The following is a 17,726-nucleotide window of genomic DNA, read 5'->3' as shown; positions in this document are numbered from 1 at the left end:
CATTTCTCACAGTCCTGTCTACCATGATCAAACAAGCACTCATCTCCGTTTCCGACAAGGCCGGCGTGCTCGACTTCGCGCGCGCGCTTTCGGCCATGGGCGTCAACATTTTGTCCACCGGCGGCACCGCCAAGCTGCTGGCCGACAACGGTGTCAAGGTAACGGAAGTGGCGGACTACACCGGCTTCCCGGAAATGCTGGACGGCCGCGTCAAGACGCTGCATCCGAAAGTGCACGGCGGGATTCTGGCGCGCCGCGATTTTCCTGAGCACGTCGCCGCGCTGGAAGCGCATGGCATTCCGACCATCGACATGGTGGTGGTGAATCTCTACCCGTTCCAGCAGACCGTCGCCAAGGATGAATGCGCACTGGAAGACGCCATCGAAAACATCGACATCGGCGGCCCGGCCATGCTGCGTTCCTCGGCCAAGAACCACAAGGATGTGGTGGTCATCTGCGACCCGAGCGACTACGTCGGCGTGCTGGCCGAACTGCAGGCCAATGGCGATCTGCCGTATGAGAAACGCTTTGCGCTGGCCAAGAAAGTATTCGCGCACACCGCACAATACGACGGCGCCATCACCAACTATTTCACCTCGCTGGGCGAAGACAAGCAACACGCCACGCGCAGCGCCTATCCGGAAACGCTGAACCTGCATTTCGAAAAAGTGCAGGACATGCGTTACGGCGAAAACCCGCATCAGTCGGCCGCTTTCTACCGCGACGTCAAGAAGAGCGACGGCGCGCTGGCCAACTACACCCAGCTGCAAGGCAAGGAACTGTCGTTCAACAACATCGCCGATGCCGATGCAGCGTGGGAATGCGTCAAGACTTTCGACGCCGCCGACACCGCCGCCTGCGTCATCATCAAGCATGCCAATCCATGCGGCGTGGCGGTTGGCGCCAATCCGCTGGAGTCCTACAGCAAGGCCCTGCAAACCGATCCGACTTCGGCCTTCGGCGGCATCATCGCCTTCAACCGCGAACTGGACGGCGCCGCCGCTGAAGCGGTCGCCAAGCAATTCGTCGAAGTGCTGATCGCACCATCGTTCAGCGCCGAAGCCAAAAAGATTTTCGCCGCCAAGCAAAACGTGCGTCTGCTCGAAATCCCTCTCGGCAATGGCCTCAACGCCTATGACTTCAAGCGCGTCGGCGGCGGTCTGCTGGTGCAGTCGCCGGATGCCAAGAACGTGCTGCTGGAAGACGTCAAGGTGGTCAGCAAGAAGCAGCCGACTCAGCAACAATTGCAGGATCTGATGTTCGCCTGGCGCGTCGCCAAGTTCGTCAAGTCCAACGCGATCGTGTTCTGCGGCAACGGCATGACGCTGGGCGTCGGCGCCGGCCAGATGAGCCGCATCGACTCCGCGCGCATCGCTTCGATCAAGGCGCAGAACGCCGGCCTGACGCTGGCCGGTTCGGCTGTGGCGTCGGATGCCTTCTTCCCGTTCCGCGACGGTCTGGATGTGGTGGTCGATGCAGGCGCGACTTGCGTGATCCATCCGGGCGGTTCGATGCGCGATCAGGAGGTGATCGATGCCGCCAATGAGCGTGATGTGGTGATGCTGCTGACCGGCACGCGTCATTTCCGTCACTGATCGCATGATCATTGCCGGGCGTCTGCCCGGCAAGTCCGGATTGCCTCTGAAGTTGCGCGCTGACGCTTTGCGTCATCCGCGCAATTTTTTTGTGCCGCCGGTTTATGATGTCTGCTTTGGCCGGGCCATGCCCGGCAACATTCAGGGAGCGTGCTGTGAACAACCCGCGTTTCAAGCTCTACATTGATGCCCAGTTCATCAGTCCCTACGCCATGTCCGCCTTCGTGGCGCTGACGGAAAAAGGACTGTCTTTCGATACGATGGCGATCGATCTGGCGACGCGCCAGAATCAGCAGCAGGAATATCGCGGCGTATCGCTCACGCGGCGCGTGCCGACATTGGCCGATGGCGAGTTTTTCTTGTCCGAATCGTCCGCGATTTCTGAATATCTGGAAGAGCTTTTTCCAGCCCCGGGCCATCGTGCGGTGTATCCGGCCGCACCCGCCCAAAAGGCCAAGGCGCGTGAAATTCAAGCCTGGTTACGCAGCGATCTGATGCCGATCCGTCAGGAGCGGCCGACTGAAGTGGTCTTTTATCAGGAAGGTTTTGCGCCGCTTTCCGACGCGGCGCAAGCGGCCGTGGAGAAACTGGTGTCGGCCTGCGACGGCTTGCTGGGGAATGTGCGGAATGGCGACAACCTGTTCGGCGAGTGGTGCATCGCCGATACCGATCTGGCTCTGATGATCAACCGGCTGGCCCTGCATGGCGATGCGCTGCCGGAAACCATGCTGCGCTATGCGCAGCTGCAATGGCAACGTCCATCGGTGCAGCAATGGCTGCAGCAGGCCCAGTCTGGGCGCATGTCGGTCTCCTGATGGCGTCGCTGATAGGGCGCTGTCTGAAAATTCGTCCGGTTTTTTTCCGATACCGGAATGAGCCCTATCGTATAGACTGCCTTCCATGAAAATTCTCGGCATTGACCCCGGCCTGCGCACCACCGGCTTCGGCATCATCGACAAGCAGGGTAGCAAGCTCAGCTACATCGCATCCGGCACCATCAAGACTCCGGATGCCGATCTGCCGCAACGGCTCAAGGTCATCCTGGCCAGCGTTTCCGAGGTGATCAAAACCTACACGCCCGACTGTGCGGCGATTGAAAAGGTGTTCGTCAACGTCAATCCGCAATCCACGCTATTGCTGGGGCAGGCGCGCGGTGCAGCGATTTGCGCGCTGGTGCAGGCCGACCTGATGGTGGCGGAGTACACCGCGCTGCAGATCAAGCAGGCGGTGGCCGGGCATGGCCGCGCACAGAAACAGCAGGTGCAGGACATGGTGCAGCGTTTGCTGAAATTGCCGGGTTTGCCCGGCACCGATGCCGCCGATGCACTCGGTGTGGCGATCTGCCATGCACACAGCGGCGATGCCTTGAGCGCCCTGGGCGCACTGGCGCCGGCGCTGGCGAAGAAGGGCTTGCGCGTGCGCGGCGGACGACTGGTCGGCTAGCTGCAAAACTCGGCGACGCCTTGGTCACAGTCGCTGCAGTCTGCTGAAGCCTCCTTTACTCCTAAGCCGGTTTATTTTTTGAGCAGCGCAATCGCGCGTTTCACTGCCTCCACCAGCAGCAGTACCACGCCGCCGGCGATCACGCCGAAAATGGCGTTGAGCACGGAGGGCGCAATGACCGCCAGCAAGCCGCCCACTGCCGGTGTCGTTCCCAGCGCCGCTGCTGCGCCTTCGATCCAGTGATGCGCGGCTGCAATGCCATGCGTCAGAATCCCGCCGCCGACCATGAACATGGCGATCGTGCCGATCACCGACAGGCTCTTCATCATGTAAGGCGCCGCCACCAGAATCGCGCGGCCGACTTTCTTTTTGATCTGACCGAAGCCGCTGGCGGTTGCGGTGCGCAGCAGATACAGGCCGCCGTCATCCAGTTTGACGATGCCGGCCACGATGCCATAGACGCCGGCCGTCATGATCAGCGCAATGCCGACCAGCACCGTGATCTGTTGCTGCAAAGGTGCGCCGGCGACGGTACCCAGCGTGATGGCGATGATCTCCGCCGACAGAATGAAGTCGGTGCGGATTGCGCCTTTGATCTTGTCCTGCTCATAGGTCTGGCGCTCGCTGTCGCTGCGTTCGACGCCAGCGGCAGGGGTTTCATCCGGTTGCCCATCCTCCTTGCCATGCAGGAATTTATGCGCCAGCTTCTCGAAGCCTTCGAAGCACAGAAAGGCGCCGCCCAGCATCAGCAGCGGTGTGACCGCCCAGGGCGCGAAGGCGCTGATGGCCAGGGCCGCCGGCACCAGAATCGCCTTGTTCTTCAGCGAGCCCTTGGCGACCGCCCACACCACCGGCAGCTCGCGATCGGCCTTGACGCCGGTGACCTGCTGCGCGTTCAGCGCCAGATCGTCGCCCAGCACGCCGGCGGTCTTCTTGGCCGCGACCTTGGTCATCAGGGACACGTCATCCAGAATGCTGGCAATGTCGTCGATCAATGCAAAAAAGCTGCTACCCGCCATGTTTATCCTTGTTGGTTTTGTTGAGTTGCTGCCGACGCATTTGATTGCGCCGGCAGCTTTTGCCATCTTTTGTCGCTGGCAAAACAGATTGGCGGCGCCGGAGTAATACTGTTCATCCGAACAGTGCTGTATCATTCCGCCATTATCTTTGAAGCCCTTGCAAACGCAAAGCCAAGTACATCATGATCGGTCGCCTCTCCGGAATCCTGCTCGAAAAAAATCCTCCGAACCTGCTGGTCGACTGCAACGGCGTCGGTTATGAAGTCGGCGTGCCGATGAGCACTTTCTACAATCTGCCGGGCCTCGGCGAGAAAGTGGTGCTGCTGACGCATCTGGCGATTCGCGAAGACGCGCACGTATTGTTCGGCTTTGGGAGTGCCGAAGAGCGCAATACGTTCAAGGAATTGATCAAGATTTCCGGCGTCGGCGCACGCACCGCGCTGGCGATCCTGTCCGGCATGTCGGTGGCAGATCTGGCGCAGGCGGTCACGCTGCAGGAAGCCGGCCGCCTGACGCGCGTGCCGGGTATCGGCAAGAAGACCGCCGAACGCTTGCTGCTGGAACTCAAGGGCAAGCTGGGCGCCGATCTGGGCGCGGCCGGCGGCGCGGTCCACTCTGATGCCGCTTCGGATATCCTGAACGCCTTGCTGGCGCTGGGCTACTCAGAGAAGGAAGCCGTGCTGGCGATGAAGCAGGTACCCAAGGATGCCAGCGTATCGGATGGCATCAAGCATGCCTTGAAGGCCTTGTCCAAAGGCTGAGCTTGAGAGCCGGCCATGAGGCATGGCTCATTGAGCCGCTTCATCTGCTCCGTTCTTTTTCAGCGCGTCCTTCATCTGCCGTTCGCCATTTGCATTGAAGCGCGCCTGCCGCACTTGCCAGTTTCCTCAGGGATCAAGACATCATGAGTATCCAGACCGACGATTTTTCCGAACAGCGCATCATTGCCGCTACGCCCGCTTCGCCGAATGAAGAGGCGATCGAGCGCGCGCTGCGCCCCAAGCAGCTCGATGAATACGTGGGGCAGGAAAAAGTGCGCGGCCAGCTGGAGATCTTCATCTCCGCCGCGCGCGCGCGCAAGGAGGCACTGGATCACACGCTGCTGTTCGGTCCGCCGGGCCTGGGCAAGACCACCATGGCGCACATCATCGCGCGCGAAATGGGCGTCAATCTGCGCCAGACTTCCGGCCCGGTACTGGAACGCGCCGGCGATCTGGCCGCGCTGCTGACCAATCTCGAAGCGAATGACGTCCTGTTCATCGACGAGATTCATCGCCTGTCGCCGGTGGTGGAAGAAATTCTCTATCCGGCGCTGGAGGATTATCAGATCGACATCATGATCGGCGAAGGCCCGGCGGCGCGTTCCGTGCGTCTCGATCTGCAGCCGTTCACGCTGGTCGGCGCCACCACGCGCGCCGGCATGCTCACCAATCCGCTGCGCGACCGCTTTGGCATCGTGGCGCGGCTGGAGTTCTACACGCCGCCGGAACTGGCGCGCATCGTCACGCGCAGCGCCGGCTTGCTGAATGCGCCCATCGTCGAAGAAGGCGCACTGGAAATCGCCAAGCGCAGCCGCGGTACGCCGCGTATTGCCAACCGCCTGCTGCGTCGCGTGCGCGACTATGCCGAGGTCAAGGGCCAGGGCCGGATCACGCGCGAGATGGCCGATGCCGCGCTGATCATGCTGGATGTCGATCCGGTCGGTTTCGATGTGATGGATCGCAAGCTGCTGGAAGCCGTGCTGTTCAAGTTCAACGGCGGCCCGGTCGGACTCGACAATCTGGCCGCCGCCATCGGCGAAGAGCGCGACACCATCGAAGACGTGCTGGAGCCTTATCTGATCCAGCAAGGCTATCTCCAGCGCACACCGCGCGGCCGCATTGCCACGCCGGCGGCGTATCAACACTTCGGCGTCACCGCGCCGCGCACGGGGCCCAATGGCGATCTGTGGAACGGCGCCTGAACTGCCGTCCCGAATCATCTGGGGGGCTGCGTCGGCCAATTTCACTTTCAATGCCTGAAAACGGGAGGCGCACGTGCGGCACGCTCTTGCGCCAATTGAAATTATTCATTACGCGGAATGGCGCAATCAAATCGCGAGCTTCATGCTGAATTTGCATGGGGCCCGGCTTTCGTCTGTCTGCATGCTGGACATCTGGGCGTAAAGCCTTATCCAGACTGTGCTTAGCTGATCCGCCACCCGCAAGGGCTTTGCCGGTCTGCCAATATTTTCTGCGAGAAAGTCTGTGGCATCACCAAACGCCTCTCATGAATATTTTGCCTGAGCCCGTATAAAGGCGAGTTTTTACTTGTGCAAAAACTAATCGTCATCGACAATGCATAGCTATTCACTATCTTTCGATGTGAGCCCCTCATGCTAATGTCGAGTCAAGCCAGTCGGTACGCGCATCAACTGCTGGATGCGCGGGCAAATTCTCGCCTGCTCCCCCTGATCTCCAAATCCGAGCAACTGACGGTGGAGGATGCCTACGATATCGCGCATTGCATCCGCAATGTCCGCGTCGCGCAAGGCGAACAGCCCATCGGTCGCAAGATCGGATTCTCGGTGCACAAATCCTGGAGTCGTTACGGCGTCACCGACGATACCCGCACCACCATCTGGGCGCCGATTTTCGATACCACGGTGCGCTTCGCCGAAGACAATCACGGCCTGCAATCGCTGGCCGGCGCGATGCAACCGCGCATCGAGCCGGAAATCGTCTTCAAGCTCGGCAAGACGCCGGCGCCGGACGCCACGCTCGACGACATGGCCGATTGCCTGGAGTGGATGGCGCATGGCTTCGAGATCGTTGCCTGTCCGTTCGCCAACTGGGAATTCACGGTGGCCGATTCAATCGCCGCCTTCGGCCTGCACGGCACGCTGATCATCGGCGAGCCGCACGTGCTCTCCTACGGCACGCGTCATCACCTGAGCCAGATTCTGGCCAGCGCCAGCGTTTCACTGTCCTGCAATACCGACACCAGCAGCACCTTGCGCGCTGCCGGTTTCTGCAACGACGAAATGGACAGTCCCTTGCACGCGCTGTGGCATCTGCATCAGTTGCTGCAAAAGCAGACGCAGTTCCGTCAATTGCAGGCCGGTGAAATCATCACCACCGGCACCTGGACCGATGCCTATCCGGTCGAACCTGGTCAGACCTGGGTCACGGCATTTTCCGGTGTCACCTTGCCCGGCCTGACCGTATCGTTTGTGTGAGAATGCTGAGCAGCATGGCGCCGCCTGTTCGGCGCCTTGCTGCGCTTGCCGACCTTCATTCGGTTCAAGATTCACACGCTCGCGCGACGCGGCATTCTCGGCAGCGCTCGCAGCATTTTCACTTCAAGGTTACACATGCAGATCTGGGTTGATGCCGACGCCTGTCCCGGCGTCATCAAGGACATGCTGTTCCGCGTGGCCGACCGCACCGGCATCCAGGTGACGCTGGTCGCCAATCGCCAGCTGCGGGTGCCGCCTTCACGCTTCATCAAATCCATCGTGGTGCCGGCCGGCTTCGACGTTGCCGACAAGGAAATCGTGCGTCTGACGCAGCCCGGCGATCTGGTCATCAGTGCCGACATTCCGCTGGCGGCAGAGGCGATAGAGAAGGGCGGGGCGGTGCTCAATCCGCGCGGTGAAATGTACTCCGCCGACAATATCCAGCAGCATCTGACGATGCGCAACTTCATGGAAGAACTGCGCAGCAGCGGCGTCGAAACCGGCGGCCCGGCCGCCTTCAGCCAGAGCGACGGCCGCGCCTTTGCGCGCCAGCTTGATCGCTATGTCGCGCAGCATCACAAGCCTGCGGCTTAACGTACTCGATCACTGAATTGCGGTGTGCCGCAGCGGTGCTTCACTTGCCGCCGAACACCTTTACCGGTACCCATTTCTTCTGTTCGATACGGTACAAGGTGTAGTCCGGCCTGAGCAAAGCGCCGCTGGCATCGAAGCCTATGTTGCCGGTCACGCCGGCATACCGGATTTCGCGCAGCGCCTCCACGATCTTGCCGCGATCCAGCGAATTGGACTTCTTTGCCGCCGCGATGAGCAGATGCACGCTGTCGTAGGCATAGGCGCCGAAGGCCGTCATCTCTGCATCGTAGCGTTCGATATATTTCTTTTCCAGCGCCGCCATGCGCGGCCGTCTTTGCACCGGCGTGCCTGGCACGATGGCCATGACCGGTGTTTCGGTCTTGGCCACATTGCGCAGAAAATCCTCGTTGACCACGTTGTCGGTCAGCAGCAACGCCGGCTGCATCTGGAAGCGCGGCAGGTTGCTGGTCAGCACGCCGCTCTGCACTGTACGCCCGCTGAAGAAAATCAGATCGGGCTGCAATTGTTGCGCCCTTTGCAGCGGTGGATTGAAATCCGAGGTCTTGCTATTGATTGAAGCGCGATGAACCACTTCGCCGCCGGCAGTTTTTACGTTCTCATAAAAATAGCCGGCCATGGCGGTGCCAAGGTAGCCGCCGTCATCCAGTATGAAAACGTGTTTCAGTTTTTGATCGCGCACCAGATAGTCGGCGGCAAAGGCGAGGCCGGCGGCATTGTTGCCGACCATCTGGAATATGGTCTTGAACGATTTCTGCGTCAGCTCGCGGGTCCATGCCGTCGGTGAAATATGTGCCAGCCCGGCATCGCTGTAGACTGGCGCGGCCGCCATGGTGGTGGCGCTGCTCCAGTGGCCGACGACGCCGATCACCTTGCTGGCGACCAGCGTACGCGCAACGTAGGGCGTGACGACCACATCGGATTTGTCATCCTGCTCCAGCAATTGAAACTGCACCGGCTGGCCGGCGATGCGAGGATTATCTTTATTGGCCTCTTCAATCGCCAGCAGTGCGGCGTTGCGCCCATGCCTGGCACTGAATTCGCTGAGCGGCGCAGCGAAACCGATCAGGACGATGCTGGCCGGCGGTGGCGGGGTGGCGGCCCATGCTTGTGCGGCGGAATAGAACAACGCCACGGCCAGCAATGCGAGCGCGACCATTTTGCGGAAAACAATAGATGCAGACGACATGCGAAACATACGTCCTCCCCTACCAGAACCTGAGTTTTCTGCGCGGAAATGAATCGGAGCACATCCGTATCCAGCGCCAGCGCACTTTATTTTTTATATTGTTTTCACAACATTCGACCTCACGGCCGAATTGATTATAGAACAAGAAAATTCTTGCGAAGGACAAAAATAAAGGCAGCGCGCGGCTGCCTTTATGCAAAGAAACACTCTGCGCAATATCACTATTCTTCGCGCACCCAGGTTTGCGTGCGGCCCAGCATCGGCATGCCGATATAGCCGCGCACATTGAGCTTCTTGCCGCCTTCGATCACGCTCAGCTTGCTCTTGTAGAGCTTGCCGTTGGCCGGGTCGAGGATCTGGCCGCCGCTGTAGTCATCGCCGTCTTTCTTGAGCCCGCTGAGGATGGTCATGCCGATAATGGGTTGATCTTTCAGATCGCCTTCGCACTTTTCACACCTGGGATTCTGATCTTCTTCCGGCGCGCGGAACAGTTTCTCGATCTTGCCCTTGAGCTCGCCCTCGCTTTCGCTGATACGGATCAGCGCCTTGGGTTTGCCGGTGGCGTCGTCTATGTTTTTCCATAGGCCGACCGGCGAGCCATCGGCCCAGGCCGAGGTGCAGGCCAGCAGGCCGGTAAGCAGCGCCGCTGCAAGAAGGGGGCTGCGCGATGTCGTGGTTTTCATCATGTCTCCTGTTGATGGTTGACCGTTTGCCATTAAAAGCACGGATGTTCTAATTTGTCGGCCTAGTGTAGACAAGCGGCCGGCGCCGGGCAAGCGCAAATAAAAGCACGCCGCCGTTGACGATGGCGGTAGCGGGGAAAGTCTTGCCGGAGAGTAAATTTGCAGGCAGGAAAAAGCCGCCGGCTCCGAAGAGGCGGCGGCTTTCTTTGCTTCCTTGCTGCAGACGACGCTTACTTCAGCTTGGCCAATTGCTCCTGCAGCTTGGCCAGCGTCGCGGTGAAGTTGGCCAGGCGTTCCTTTTCCTGCGCCACCACCGCTTCCGGCGCACGCGCAACGAAGCTCTCATTGGACAGCTTGCCGTTGGCCTTGACGATCTCGCCGCTGATGCGGGTGATCTCCTTGCTCATGCGTTCGCGTTCGGCGGCGATATCCACTTCCACCTTCAGCATCAGCTTCACATCGCCGACGATGGCAACTGGCGCCGGGGATTCCGGCAGTTGCGTCACGACCTGGGTTTCGCTCAGTTTCACCAGCGATTGCAGATACGGCAGGAAAGACGTGACGGCGTCTGCATTCGCCGCTTCCACGATCAGCGGCACGCGCAGCGCCGGCGACAATTGCATCTCGCCGCGCAGATTGCGGCAGGCATCGGTCAGCGTCTTGAGCTGCGTCATCCAGGCTTCGGCCTCGTCGTCGATCTTTTCCAGATCGGCTTGCGGATAAGGCTGACGCATGATGGAGTCGCCGGCCGGGTCGAGTTGCTTGTCGGTCAGCGGCGCCACGCTCTGCCACAGCGCTTCGGTGACGAAAGGCAAGACCGGATGCGCCAGGCGCAGTACAGCTTCCAGAACGCGCAGCAGGGTGCGGCGGGTGGCGCGCTGTTGCGCTTCGTTGCCGGTCTGAACCTGCACCTTGGCGACTTCCAGATACCAGTCGCAATACTCATCCCACACGAACTTGTAGATGGCCGACGCGATGTTGTCGAAGCGGTAGTCGGCAAAGCCCTTTTCCACTTCCGCTTCGGCGCGCTGCAGCAGCGACACGATCCAGCGGTCGGCCTTGGAGAATTGCAGTTTTTCCTTGTTGCATTCACCCTTGACGTGACCGTCGAAACCGCAGTCCTGACCTTCGGTGTTCATCAGCACAAAGCGCGTGGCGTTCCACAGCTTGTTGCAGAAATTGCGATAGCCTTCGCAGCGGCCGAGGTCGAAATTGATGTTGCGGCCCAGCGTCGCCAGCGAGGCAAACGTGAAGCGCAGCGCGTCGGTGCCGAAGGCCGGGATGCCATCCGCGAATTCCTTGCGCGTGGCTTTTTCGATGCTCGCGGCCTGCTTGGGATTCATCAGGCCGACGGTACGCTTGGCCACCAGTTCATCCACGCCGATGCCGTCGATCAGATCGATAGGGTCGAGCGTATTGCCCTTGGACTTGGACATCTTCTGACCGTTGCCGTCGCGCACCAGTCCGTGCACATACACCGTATTGAACGGCACCTGTCCGGTGAAATGCGTGGTCATCATGACCATGCGCGCCACCCAGAAGAAGATGATGTCGAAGCCGGTCACCAGCACCGACGACGGCAGGAACAGTTTGTAGTCCGGCGTCTGCTCCGGCCAGCCCAGCGAGGAGAAAGGCACCAGCGCCGACGAGAACCAGGTATCCAGCACATCGTTGTCGCGCGTCACGTTCTTGCCGCCGGCTTGCGCCCTGGCTTCTTCTTCGGTGCGGGCGACGTAGACCTTGCCGTCTTCGTCGTACCAGGCCGGGATCTGATGGCCCCACCACAACTGACGCGAGATGCACCAGTCCTGGATATTGTTGAGCCACTGGTTGTAGGTGTTGCTCCAGTTTTCCGGAATCAGCTTGATCTCGCCGTTGGCGACCTTTTCCAGCGCCACTTCGGCAATCGATTTGCCGGGGAAGTAAGTGCCTTCCGGCGCCGGCTTGCTCATCGCCACGAACCATTGGTCGGTCAGCATCGGCTCGATCACCACATTGGTCCGGTCGCCGCGCGGCACCATCAGCTTGTGCGGCTTGACCAGATCCAGCAGGCCCAGCGCTTCGAGGTCGGCGACGATCTTCTTGCGCGCGTCGAAGCGATCCATGCCCTGATACTGGGCCGGGCCGTTTTCATTGATCTTGGCGTCCAGTGTGAAGATGCTGATCTTTTCCAGATTGTGGCGCGCGCCCACGGCGTAATCGTTGAAGTCGTGCGCCGGCGTGATCTTCACGCAGCCGGTGCCGAATTCCTTGTCGACGTATTCATCCTTGATGATGGGAATTTCGCGATCGCTCAGCGGTAGCTTGAGCATCTTGCCGACCAGGTGTGCGTAACGCTCATCGGTGGGATCGACCGCTACGGCGACGTCGCCCAGCATGGTTTCGGGGCGCGTGGTGGCGACCGTGATGTGGCCGCTGCCATCGGCCAGCGGATAATTGATGTGCCACATCGAACCGTCTTCTTCTTCCGACACCACTTCCAGATCGGAGACCGCCGTGCCGAGCACCGGATCCCAGTTCACCAGACGCTTGCCGCGATAGATCAGGCCTTGCTCGAACAGGCGCACGAACACTTCGGTGACGGCGGTCGACATCTTCGGATCCATCGTGAAGTACTCACGATCCCAGTCGGTCGAGGCGCCCATGCGGCGCATCTGGCCGGTGATGGTGGAACCGGATTTTTCTTTCCACTCCCAGACCTTCTCGACAAATTTTTCACGGCCCAGATCATGGCGCGAAATCTTTTGTGCATCGAGCTGGCGCTCCACGACGATCTGCGTGGCGATGCCGGCGTGATCGGTGCCCGGAATCCAGGCGGTATTGAAACCGCGCATGCGGTGGTAGCGGGTCAGGCCATCCATGATGGTCTGATTGAAGGCATGGCCCATGTGCAGCGTGCCGGTCACATTCGGCGGCGGCAGCTGAATGCTGAACGATGGCTTTTCCGGCGCGGTGGTGGCGGCGAAATACCCGCGCTTTTCCCATTCCTCGCGCCAGTATTTTTCAATGTCGGCAGGCTCGAAAGACTTGGCTAATTCCATGATTTGACGTGTGTTTTTGCGAAACCGTCCATTATAAAGGAGCGGCAGCAGAATGCGGCTCCCCACCGCAAAATCGCTGACGCCGAGAGAACGCGCGTGCTCTTCGTAGCGCAGGTTTCCCCGATGGCAACTCCTGAAAATTTGTAATGCAGGCGGCGCAATTGAAGGTGTAGAATCCGGCCCACGACGTTTGAAACAACGCCGTGTAAACGCTAGGGGTCCTGTCTTTGTACGGACTTTGCAACAGCAGCAAGTTGCGAAGGCCGGATGTTGACGGGTGAGAAATACCCTTGAACCTGATCTGGGTAATGCCAGCGAAGGGAAGCTGCCGGAACCGGCGCATTGCATCTTGATGTCAGGCAATCTTCAAGGCAATCCGTCCCTCTCCGTATCCTCCTTTGCTGGCTCCAAAAGCCAACCGCAAAGGAGCCAAAATGAACGCCAATCCGAAATTCCTGTCCGCGACCGCCACGGTCGATGAGGCAGCCGTCCAGCCTTTACCGAATTCCCGCAAGATCTACGTCACCGGTTCGCGCCCTGATATTCGCGTGCCGATGCGCGAGATCAGCCAGTCCGACACGCCGGCGATGTTCGGTTCGGAAAAGAATCCGGCCATCTACGTCTACGATACTTCCGGCCCCTACACCGATCCCGATGTCAAAATCGACATCCGCGCCGGTCTGTCCACGCCGCGTTTGCCGTGGATTCTGGAACGCAACGACACCGACGAGCTCGACGGTCCGACCTCCGAATACGGCCAGCAGCGTCTGAACGATCCGGCGCTGGCCGAGCTGCGCTTCAACCTGCATCGCAAGCCGCGCCGCGCAAAGGAAGGCGGCAATGTTTCGCAGATGCACTATGCGCGCCGCGGCATCATCACGCCGGAAATGGAATTCATCGCCATCCGCGAAAACCTGCGCCGCCAGGAATATCTGGAGCAGCTCAAAGCCTCCGGCCCGATGGGCAACAAGCTGGCCGACCTGATGGGCCGCCAGCATCCGGGGCAGTCCTTCGGCGCCTCGATTCCCGCCACCATCACGCCGGAATTCGTGCGCGACGAAGTCGCCCGCGGCCGCGCCATCATCCCCGCCAACATCAATCACCCTGAAGTCGAACCGATGATCATCGGCCGCAACTTCCTGGTGAAGATCAACGCCAACATCGGCAACTCGGCGGTGACTTCGTCCATCGGCGAAGAAGTCGAAAAGATGACCTGGGCCATCCGCTGGGGCGGCGACAACGTGATGGATCTGTCGACCGGCAAGAACATCCACGAAACGCGTGAATGGATCATCCGCAATTCGCCGGTGCCGATCGGCACCGTGCCTATCTATCAGGCGCTGGAAAAGGTCAACGGCAAGGCTGAAGACCTGACCTGGGAAATCTTCCGCGACACGCTGATCGAGCAGGCCGAGCAAGGCGTCGACTACTTCACCATCCACGCCGGCGTGCGTCTGCAATACGTGCCGCTGACCGCCAAGCGCATGACGGGCATCGTCTCGCGCGGCGGTTCCATCATGGCGAAATGGTGTCTGGCGCATCACAAGGAATCCTTCCTGTACGAGCACTTCGAAGACATCTGCGACATCATGAAGGCCTACGACGTCAGCTTCAGCCTGGGCGACGGCCTTCGTCCGGGTTCGATCTACGACGCCAACGACGAAGCGCAACTGGGCGAGCTGAAGACGCTAGGTGAACTGACCCAGATCGCGTGGAAGCACGACGTGCAGGTCATGATCGAAGGCCCCGGCCACGTGCCCATGCATCTGATCAAGGAAAACATGGACCTGCAACTGGAGCAGTGCCACGAAGCGCCGTTCTACACGCTGGGTCCTTTGACCACCGACATCGCGCCGGGCTACGACCACATCACCTCCGGCATCGGCGCCGCGCAGATCGGCTGGTACGGCACGGCGATGCTGTGCTACGTCACGCCCAAGGAACATCTGGGCCTGCCCAACAAGGTGGATGTGAAGGACGGCATCATCACCTACAAGATCGCTGCGCACGCGGCCGATCTCGCCAAGGGCCATCCGGGCGCGCAGATTCGCGACAACGCATTGTCGAAAGCACGCTTCGAATTCCGCTGGGAAGATCAGTTCAACATCGGTCTCGACCCGGACAAGGCGCGTGAATTCCACGACGAAACCCTGCCCAAGGATTCGGCCAAGGTGGCGCATTTCTGCTCCATGTGCGGCCCGCATTTCTGCTCGATGAAGATCACGCAGGAGGTGCGCGATTACGCCGCCAAGGAAGGCATCTCGGAAATCGCTGCGCTGAAGCAGGGCATGGAGGTGAAATCGGTGGAGTTCGTGAAGATGGGCGCCGAGATCTATTCCAAGACTTGACGCTTCAACAGGATTGACCATGCAGATCGAACTGAACGGAAAGCCGCACCCGCTGCCGGACGGCGCCACGCTGGAGCAACTGATCGCAGCGTTGGAGCTGACCGGCCGCGCAGTGGCGGTGGCCGTGAATCGGCAGGTGGTGCCGTCCCAGCAATGGGCGGCGCACGCGCTGGCCGAGACCGACAAAGTGGATGTAGTGCGGGCGATCGGCGGCGGCTGAGCCGCGCCATCTTCCCGTCATCGCCACGCTCTCAAAGGAATTGACATGAACATGAACGACATCCCTTCCATACAGGAAGATGCCGGGCTGACCATCGCCGGCAAAACCTACCGCTCGCGCCTGCTGGTGGGCAGCGGCAAATACAAGGATCTGAACGAAACCCGGCTGGCGACCGATGCCAGCGGCGCCGACATCATCACGGTGGCGATCCGCCGCGTCAACATCGGGCAGGACCCGAATGCGCCCAGTCTGCTGGATGCGGTGCCGCCTTCGCAGTTCACTATCCTGCCCAATACCGCCGGTTGCTACAACGCGGCCGACGCGGTCTACACGCTGCAACTGGCGCGCGAACTGCTGAACGGTCACAAGCTGGTCAAGCTGGAAGTGCTGGGCGACGAAAAGACCTTGTTCCCCAACATGCCTGAAACCCTGAAGGCGGCCGAGACGCTGGTCAGGGACGGCTTCGACGTGATGGTCTACTGCAGCGACGATCCTATCCAGGCCAAGATGCTCGAAGAAATCGGCTGTGTCGCGGTGATGCCGCTGGCCTCGCTGATCGGCTCCGGCATGGGCATTCTGAATCCCTGGAATCTGTCGCTGATCATCGATCAGGCCAGGGTGCCGGTGCTGGTCGATGCCGGCGTCGGCACGGCGTCGGATGCGGCGATTGCGATGGAGCTGGGCTGCGATGGCGTGCTGATGAATACTGCGATCGCCGGCGCGCGCGACCCGATTCGCATGGCGCGCGCCATGAAACTAGCCGTGCAGGCCGGGCGTGAAGCCTATCTGGCGGGCCGCATCGCACGCCGATTCTCGGCTTCGCCTTCGTCGCCGATGGCGGGCCGCATCGCATGACCTTGGCCGAGTCTTCTTATCGCGCCGCGCCGCCTTGCGTGCTGGTGTTTTCCGGTTCCGATCCCAGCGGCGGCGCCGGCATGCAGGCGGATATTCCGGCCATCAGCGCGCTCGGCTGCCATCCGCTGTCGGTGCCGACCGCGCTGACGGTGCAGGACAATGTCAGCGTGTTTGCCGTGCATCCGCTGGATGCAGAGCTGGTGCGGCATCAGGCGCAGGCGCTGATCGACCGCTTCCGCATCTCGGCAGTCAAGCTCGGCATCGCCGGCAGCCGCGCCAATGCCGAAGTGATCGCGGCGCTGATCCGTCAACTGAGGGTGGCGCAGCCTGATCTGCCGGTGGTGCTCGACCCGGTGCTGGCCAACGGCAAGGGAGACAATCTGTCGAACGACGATGCCGCCCGGGTGCTGGAGCCGCTATATGCGCTGGCGACTGTGATCACCCCCAATCTGAATGAAGCGAATCGCCTGTGCGGCGCCGGCCTGACGCCGGCGCGACAGGCGGCGCGTCTGATGGCGCGCGGTTGCCGTCATGTCTTGCTCAAGGGCGGGCATGGCCCGCAACAGGAAGATGTGGTCAATCGCTGGTTCGGCACCTTCTTTCAATCCGAGCACGTCGAAGAAGCGGTAGAAAGCGCACACTGGAGCTGGCCGCGTCTGCCGGACGAATTCCACGGCAGCGGCTGTACGCTGGCGGCGGCACTCGCGGCCGAGCTCGCCAAAGGCACGCCGATGCGCAATGCTATCGCCGCCGCGCAGGACTACACGCAGCACGCGCTGAATACTTCATACGCCATTGCCGCCGGTCAGCGCATTCCGAATCGCGTGCCGGCTTTTGTTGTGCCTTCGGCAGGAGAAAATCATGACTGAAAAATTCGCACAAAGCCTCAAGGGCCTGTACATCGTCACTCCCGACTGGGATGACACCGACAAGCTGCTCAGCGCCACGGAGCAGGCGCTGAAGGGGGGCGCGGCGCTGCTGCAATACCGCCACAAGAGCGCCAACGCCGACTTGCGCCGCGAGCAGGCCGGCGCCTTGCTGGCGCTGTGCCGCAAGCATGCCGTACCTTTCGTCATCAACGACTATCTGGAGCTGTGTCTGGCGCTGGATGCCGACGGCATCCACGTCGGCGGCACCGATGCCTCGGTGGCTGAAGTGCGCGCGGCAGTGGGCAAGGGCAAGATTGTCGGCGCCTCCTGCTACGGTACTTTGCAACTGGCGCGTGATGCGTATCCGGCCGGCGCCAGCTATGTGGCCTTCGGCGGTTTCTATCCCTCGCGCGTGAAGAAATATGATTTCGTGACCGCGCCCGAAATCGTGGCTGAATCGAAGAAGGAAATTCCCTTGCCGGTGGTGGTGATCGGCGGCATGACGCAGCAGAATTGCCGGCCGTTGATTGCACAGGGCGCGGACATGGTGGCTGCCATCAGCAGTGTTTACATGAACGGGCCCGAGAGCAATGCGGAGCAGGCGGCGCGGGAATTTGCCGCTTTGTTTTGATGCA

Annotated in this window: 16 protein-coding genes; 12 read left to right on the top strand and 4 right to left on the bottom strand. The window is 60.7% G+C overall.

Annotated features, from left to right (window positions below):
* The first annotated feature begins 23 nt into the window (after positions 1–23).
* The 3 genes from purH to ruvC all read left to right on the top strand — a co-directional run bounded on the left by purH (position 24) and on the right by ruvC (position 3,038).
* A complete protein-coding gene (gene purH / locus PQR62_RS10315; protein ID WP_408157511.1) occupies positions 24–1,595 on the top strand; it encodes a bifunctional phosphoribosylaminoimidazolecarboxamide formyltransferase/IMP cyclohydrolase in 1,572 nt (523 codons plus the stop codon).
* A 155-nt stretch (positions 1,596–1,750) separates the two neighbouring features.
* The gene (yfcF, locus tag PQR62_RS10310; protein ID WP_408157510.1) at positions 1,751–2,410 is read left to right on the top strand and encodes a glutathione transferase; all 660 of its coding nucleotides are present in this window, start codon (positions 1,751–1,753) and stop codon (positions 2,408–2,410) included.
* An 85-nt stretch (positions 2,411–2,495) separates the two neighbouring features.
* A complete protein-coding gene (gene ruvC, locus PQR62_RS10305) occupies positions 2,496–3,038 on the top strand; it encodes a crossover junction endodeoxyribonuclease RuvC (RefSeq protein WP_408157508.1) in 543 nt (180 codons plus the stop codon).
* 71 nt (positions 3,039–3,109) lie between these two features.
* Here ruvC and PQR62_RS10300 read toward each other — a convergent pair whose 3' ends face one another.
* Positions 3,110–4,057: a DUF808 domain-containing protein gene (locus PQR62_RS10300; protein ID WP_408157506.1), complete on the bottom strand. Its 948-nt coding sequence runs from the start codon at positions 4,055–4,057 to the stop codon at positions 3,110–3,112.
* Between the two features lie 182 nt (positions 4,058–4,239).
* On the opposite strand from PQR62_RS10300, the gene ruvA reads away from it, so the two are divergent.
* From ruvA to PQR62_RS10280, 4 genes are all read left to right on the top strand, one after another.
* Positions 4,240–4,818 carry a Holliday junction branch migration protein RuvA gene (ruvA, locus tag PQR62_RS10295; protein WP_408157504.1) on the top strand — a complete coding sequence of 193 codons (579 nt, stop codon included), beginning with the start codon at positions 4,240–4,242 and terminating at the stop codon, positions 4,816–4,818.
* Between the two features lie 143 nt (positions 4,819–4,961).
* Positions 4,962–6,020 (top strand): Holliday junction branch migration DNA helicase RuvB, encoded by a 1,059-nt coding sequence (ruvB, locus tag PQR62_RS10290; protein ID WP_408157502.1) that lies wholly within the window; start codon positions 4,962–4,964, stop codon positions 6,018–6,020.
* 411 nt (positions 6,021–6,431) lie between these two features.
* Entirely contained in the window at positions 6,432–7,274 is an 843-nt protein-coding gene (locus tag PQR62_RS10285) for a 2-keto-4-pentenoate hydratase (RefSeq protein ID WP_408157500.1), read from the top strand.
* Positions 7,275–7,409: 135 nt separating this feature from the next.
* A complete protein-coding gene (locus PQR62_RS10280; protein WP_408157499.1) occupies positions 7,410–7,868 on the top strand; it encodes a YaiI/YqxD family protein in 459 nt (152 codons plus the stop codon).
* A gap of 40 nt (positions 7,869–7,908) precedes the next feature.
* Here the strand turns inward: PQR62_RS10280 and PQR62_RS10275 are convergent, their stop codons facing one another.
* The 3 genes from PQR62_RS10275 to PQR62_RS10265 all read right to left on the bottom strand — a co-directional run bounded on the left by PQR62_RS10275 (position 7,909) and on the right by PQR62_RS10265 (position 12,799).
* Positions 7,909–9,045 (bottom strand): branched-chain amino acid ABC transporter substrate-binding protein, encoded by a 1,137-nt coding sequence (locus PQR62_RS10275; RefSeq protein ID WP_408157498.1) that lies wholly within the window; start codon positions 9,043–9,045, stop codon positions 7,909–7,911.
* A 251-nt stretch (positions 9,046–9,296) separates the two neighbouring features.
* Positions 9,297–9,758, bottom strand: a complete 462-nt coding sequence (locus tag PQR62_RS10270; RefSeq protein ID WP_408157496.1) for a DUF2147 domain-containing protein — start codon at positions 9,756–9,758, stop codon at positions 9,297–9,299.
* A gap of 230 nt (positions 9,759–9,988) precedes the next feature.
* On the bottom strand, positions 9,989–12,799 hold the full coding sequence (locus tag PQR62_RS10265; RefSeq protein WP_408157494.1) for a valine--tRNA ligase: 2,811 nt from the start codon (positions 12,797–12,799) through the stop codon (positions 9,989–9,991).
* A 434-nt stretch (positions 12,800–13,233) separates the two neighbouring features.
* On the opposite strand from PQR62_RS10265, the gene thiC reads away from it, so the two are divergent.
* Genes thiC through thiE form a run of 5 tightly spaced genes read left to right on the top strand, consistent with a single transcriptional unit; the run spans position 13,234 to position 17,722 of the window.
* Positions 13,234–15,147 carry a phosphomethylpyrimidine synthase ThiC gene (gene thiC, locus PQR62_RS10260; RefSeq protein ID WP_408157492.1) on the top strand — a complete coding sequence of 638 codons (1,914 nt, stop codon included), beginning with the start codon at positions 13,234–13,236 and terminating at the stop codon, positions 15,145–15,147.
* Positions 15,148–15,166: 19 nt separating this feature from the next.
* Positions 15,167–15,367: a sulfur carrier protein ThiS gene (gene thiS, locus PQR62_RS10255; protein WP_408157490.1), complete on the top strand. Its 201-nt coding sequence runs from the start codon at positions 15,167–15,169 to the stop codon at positions 15,365–15,367.
* Positions 15,368–15,412: 45 nt separating this feature from the next.
* Positions 15,413–16,222: a thiazole synthase gene (locus PQR62_RS10250; RefSeq protein WP_408157488.1), complete on the top strand. Its 810-nt coding sequence runs from the start codon at positions 15,413–15,415 to the stop codon at positions 16,220–16,222.
* Positions 16,219–17,091 carry a bifunctional hydroxymethylpyrimidine kinase/phosphomethylpyrimidine kinase gene (gene thiD, locus PQR62_RS10245; RefSeq protein ID WP_408157486.1) on the top strand — a complete coding sequence of 291 codons (873 nt, stop codon included), beginning with the start codon at positions 16,219–16,221 and terminating at the stop codon, positions 17,089–17,091. The genes PQR62_RS10250 and thiD overlap by 4 nt, the downstream gene beginning before the upstream one ends.
* Complete coding sequence (gene thiE, locus PQR62_RS10240; protein ID WP_408157484.1) at positions 17,084–17,722, top strand: thiamine phosphate synthase; 639 nt, start codon at positions 17,084–17,086, stop codon at positions 17,720–17,722. Before thiD ends, thiE begins: the two co-directional genes overlap by 8 nt.
* The last annotated feature ends 4 nt before the right edge of the window (positions 17,723–17,726 follow it).

The sequence above is a fragment of the Herbaspirillum lusitanum genome, assembly GCF_046025995.1.
Taxonomy (GTDB): Bacteria; Pseudomonadota; Gammaproteobacteria; order Burkholderiales; family Burkholderiaceae_D; genus Herbaspirillum; species Herbaspirillum lusitanum_A.
This window is presented reverse-complemented; position numbering and strand designations above follow the sequence as displayed.

Coding starts and splice junctions, on each gene's coding strand:
- purH (WP_408157511.1), top strand. CDS start 24: ATGATCAAACAAGCACTCATCTCCGTTTCCGACAAGGCCGGCGTGCTC.
- ruvC (WP_408157508.1), top strand. CDS start 2,496: ATGAAAATTCTCGGCATTGACCCCGGCCTGCGCACCACCGGCTTCGGC.
- PQR62_RS10300 (WP_408157506.1), bottom strand. CDS start 4,057: ATGGCGGGTAGCAGCTTTTTTGCATTGATCGACGACATTGCCAGCATT.
- ruvA (WP_408157504.1), top strand. CDS start 4,240: ATGATCGGTCGCCTCTCCGGAATCCTGCTCGAAAAAAATCCTCCGAAC.
- ruvB (WP_408157502.1), top strand. CDS start 4,962: ATGAGTATCCAGACCGACGATTTTTCCGAACAGCGCATCATTGCCGCT.
- PQR62_RS10285 (WP_408157500.1), top strand. CDS start 6,432: ATGCTAATGTCGAGTCAAGCCAGTCGGTACGCGCATCAACTGCTGGAT.
- PQR62_RS10280 (WP_408157499.1), top strand. CDS start 7,410: ATGCAGATCTGGGTTGATGCCGACGCCTGTCCCGGCGTCATCAAGGAC.
- PQR62_RS10275 (WP_408157498.1), bottom strand. CDS start 9,045: ATGGTCGCGCTCGCATTGCTGGCCGTGGCGTTGTTCTATTCCGCCGCA.
- PQR62_RS10270 (WP_408157496.1), bottom strand. CDS start 9,758: ATGAAAACCACGACATCGCGCAGCCCCCTTCTTGCAGCGGCGCTGCTT.
- PQR62_RS10265 (WP_408157494.1), bottom strand. CDS start 12,799: ATGGAATTAGCCAAGTCTTTCGAGCCTGCCGACATTGAAAAATACTGG.
- thiC (WP_408157492.1), top strand. CDS start 13,234: ATGAACGCCAATCCGAAATTCCTGTCCGCGACCGCCACGGTCGATGAG.
- thiS (WP_408157490.1), top strand. CDS start 15,167: ATGCAGATCGAACTGAACGGAAAGCCGCACCCGCTGCCGGACGGCGCC.
- PQR62_RS10250 (WP_408157488.1), top strand. CDS start 15,413: ATGAACATGAACGACATCCCTTCCATACAGGAAGATGCCGGGCTGACC.
- thiD (WP_408157486.1), top strand. CDS start 16,219: ATGACCTTGGCCGAGTCTTCTTATCGCGCCGCGCCGCCTTGCGTGCTG.
- thiE (WP_408157484.1), top strand. CDS start 17,084: ATGACTGAAAAATTCGCACAAAGCCTCAAGGGCCTGTACATCGTCACT.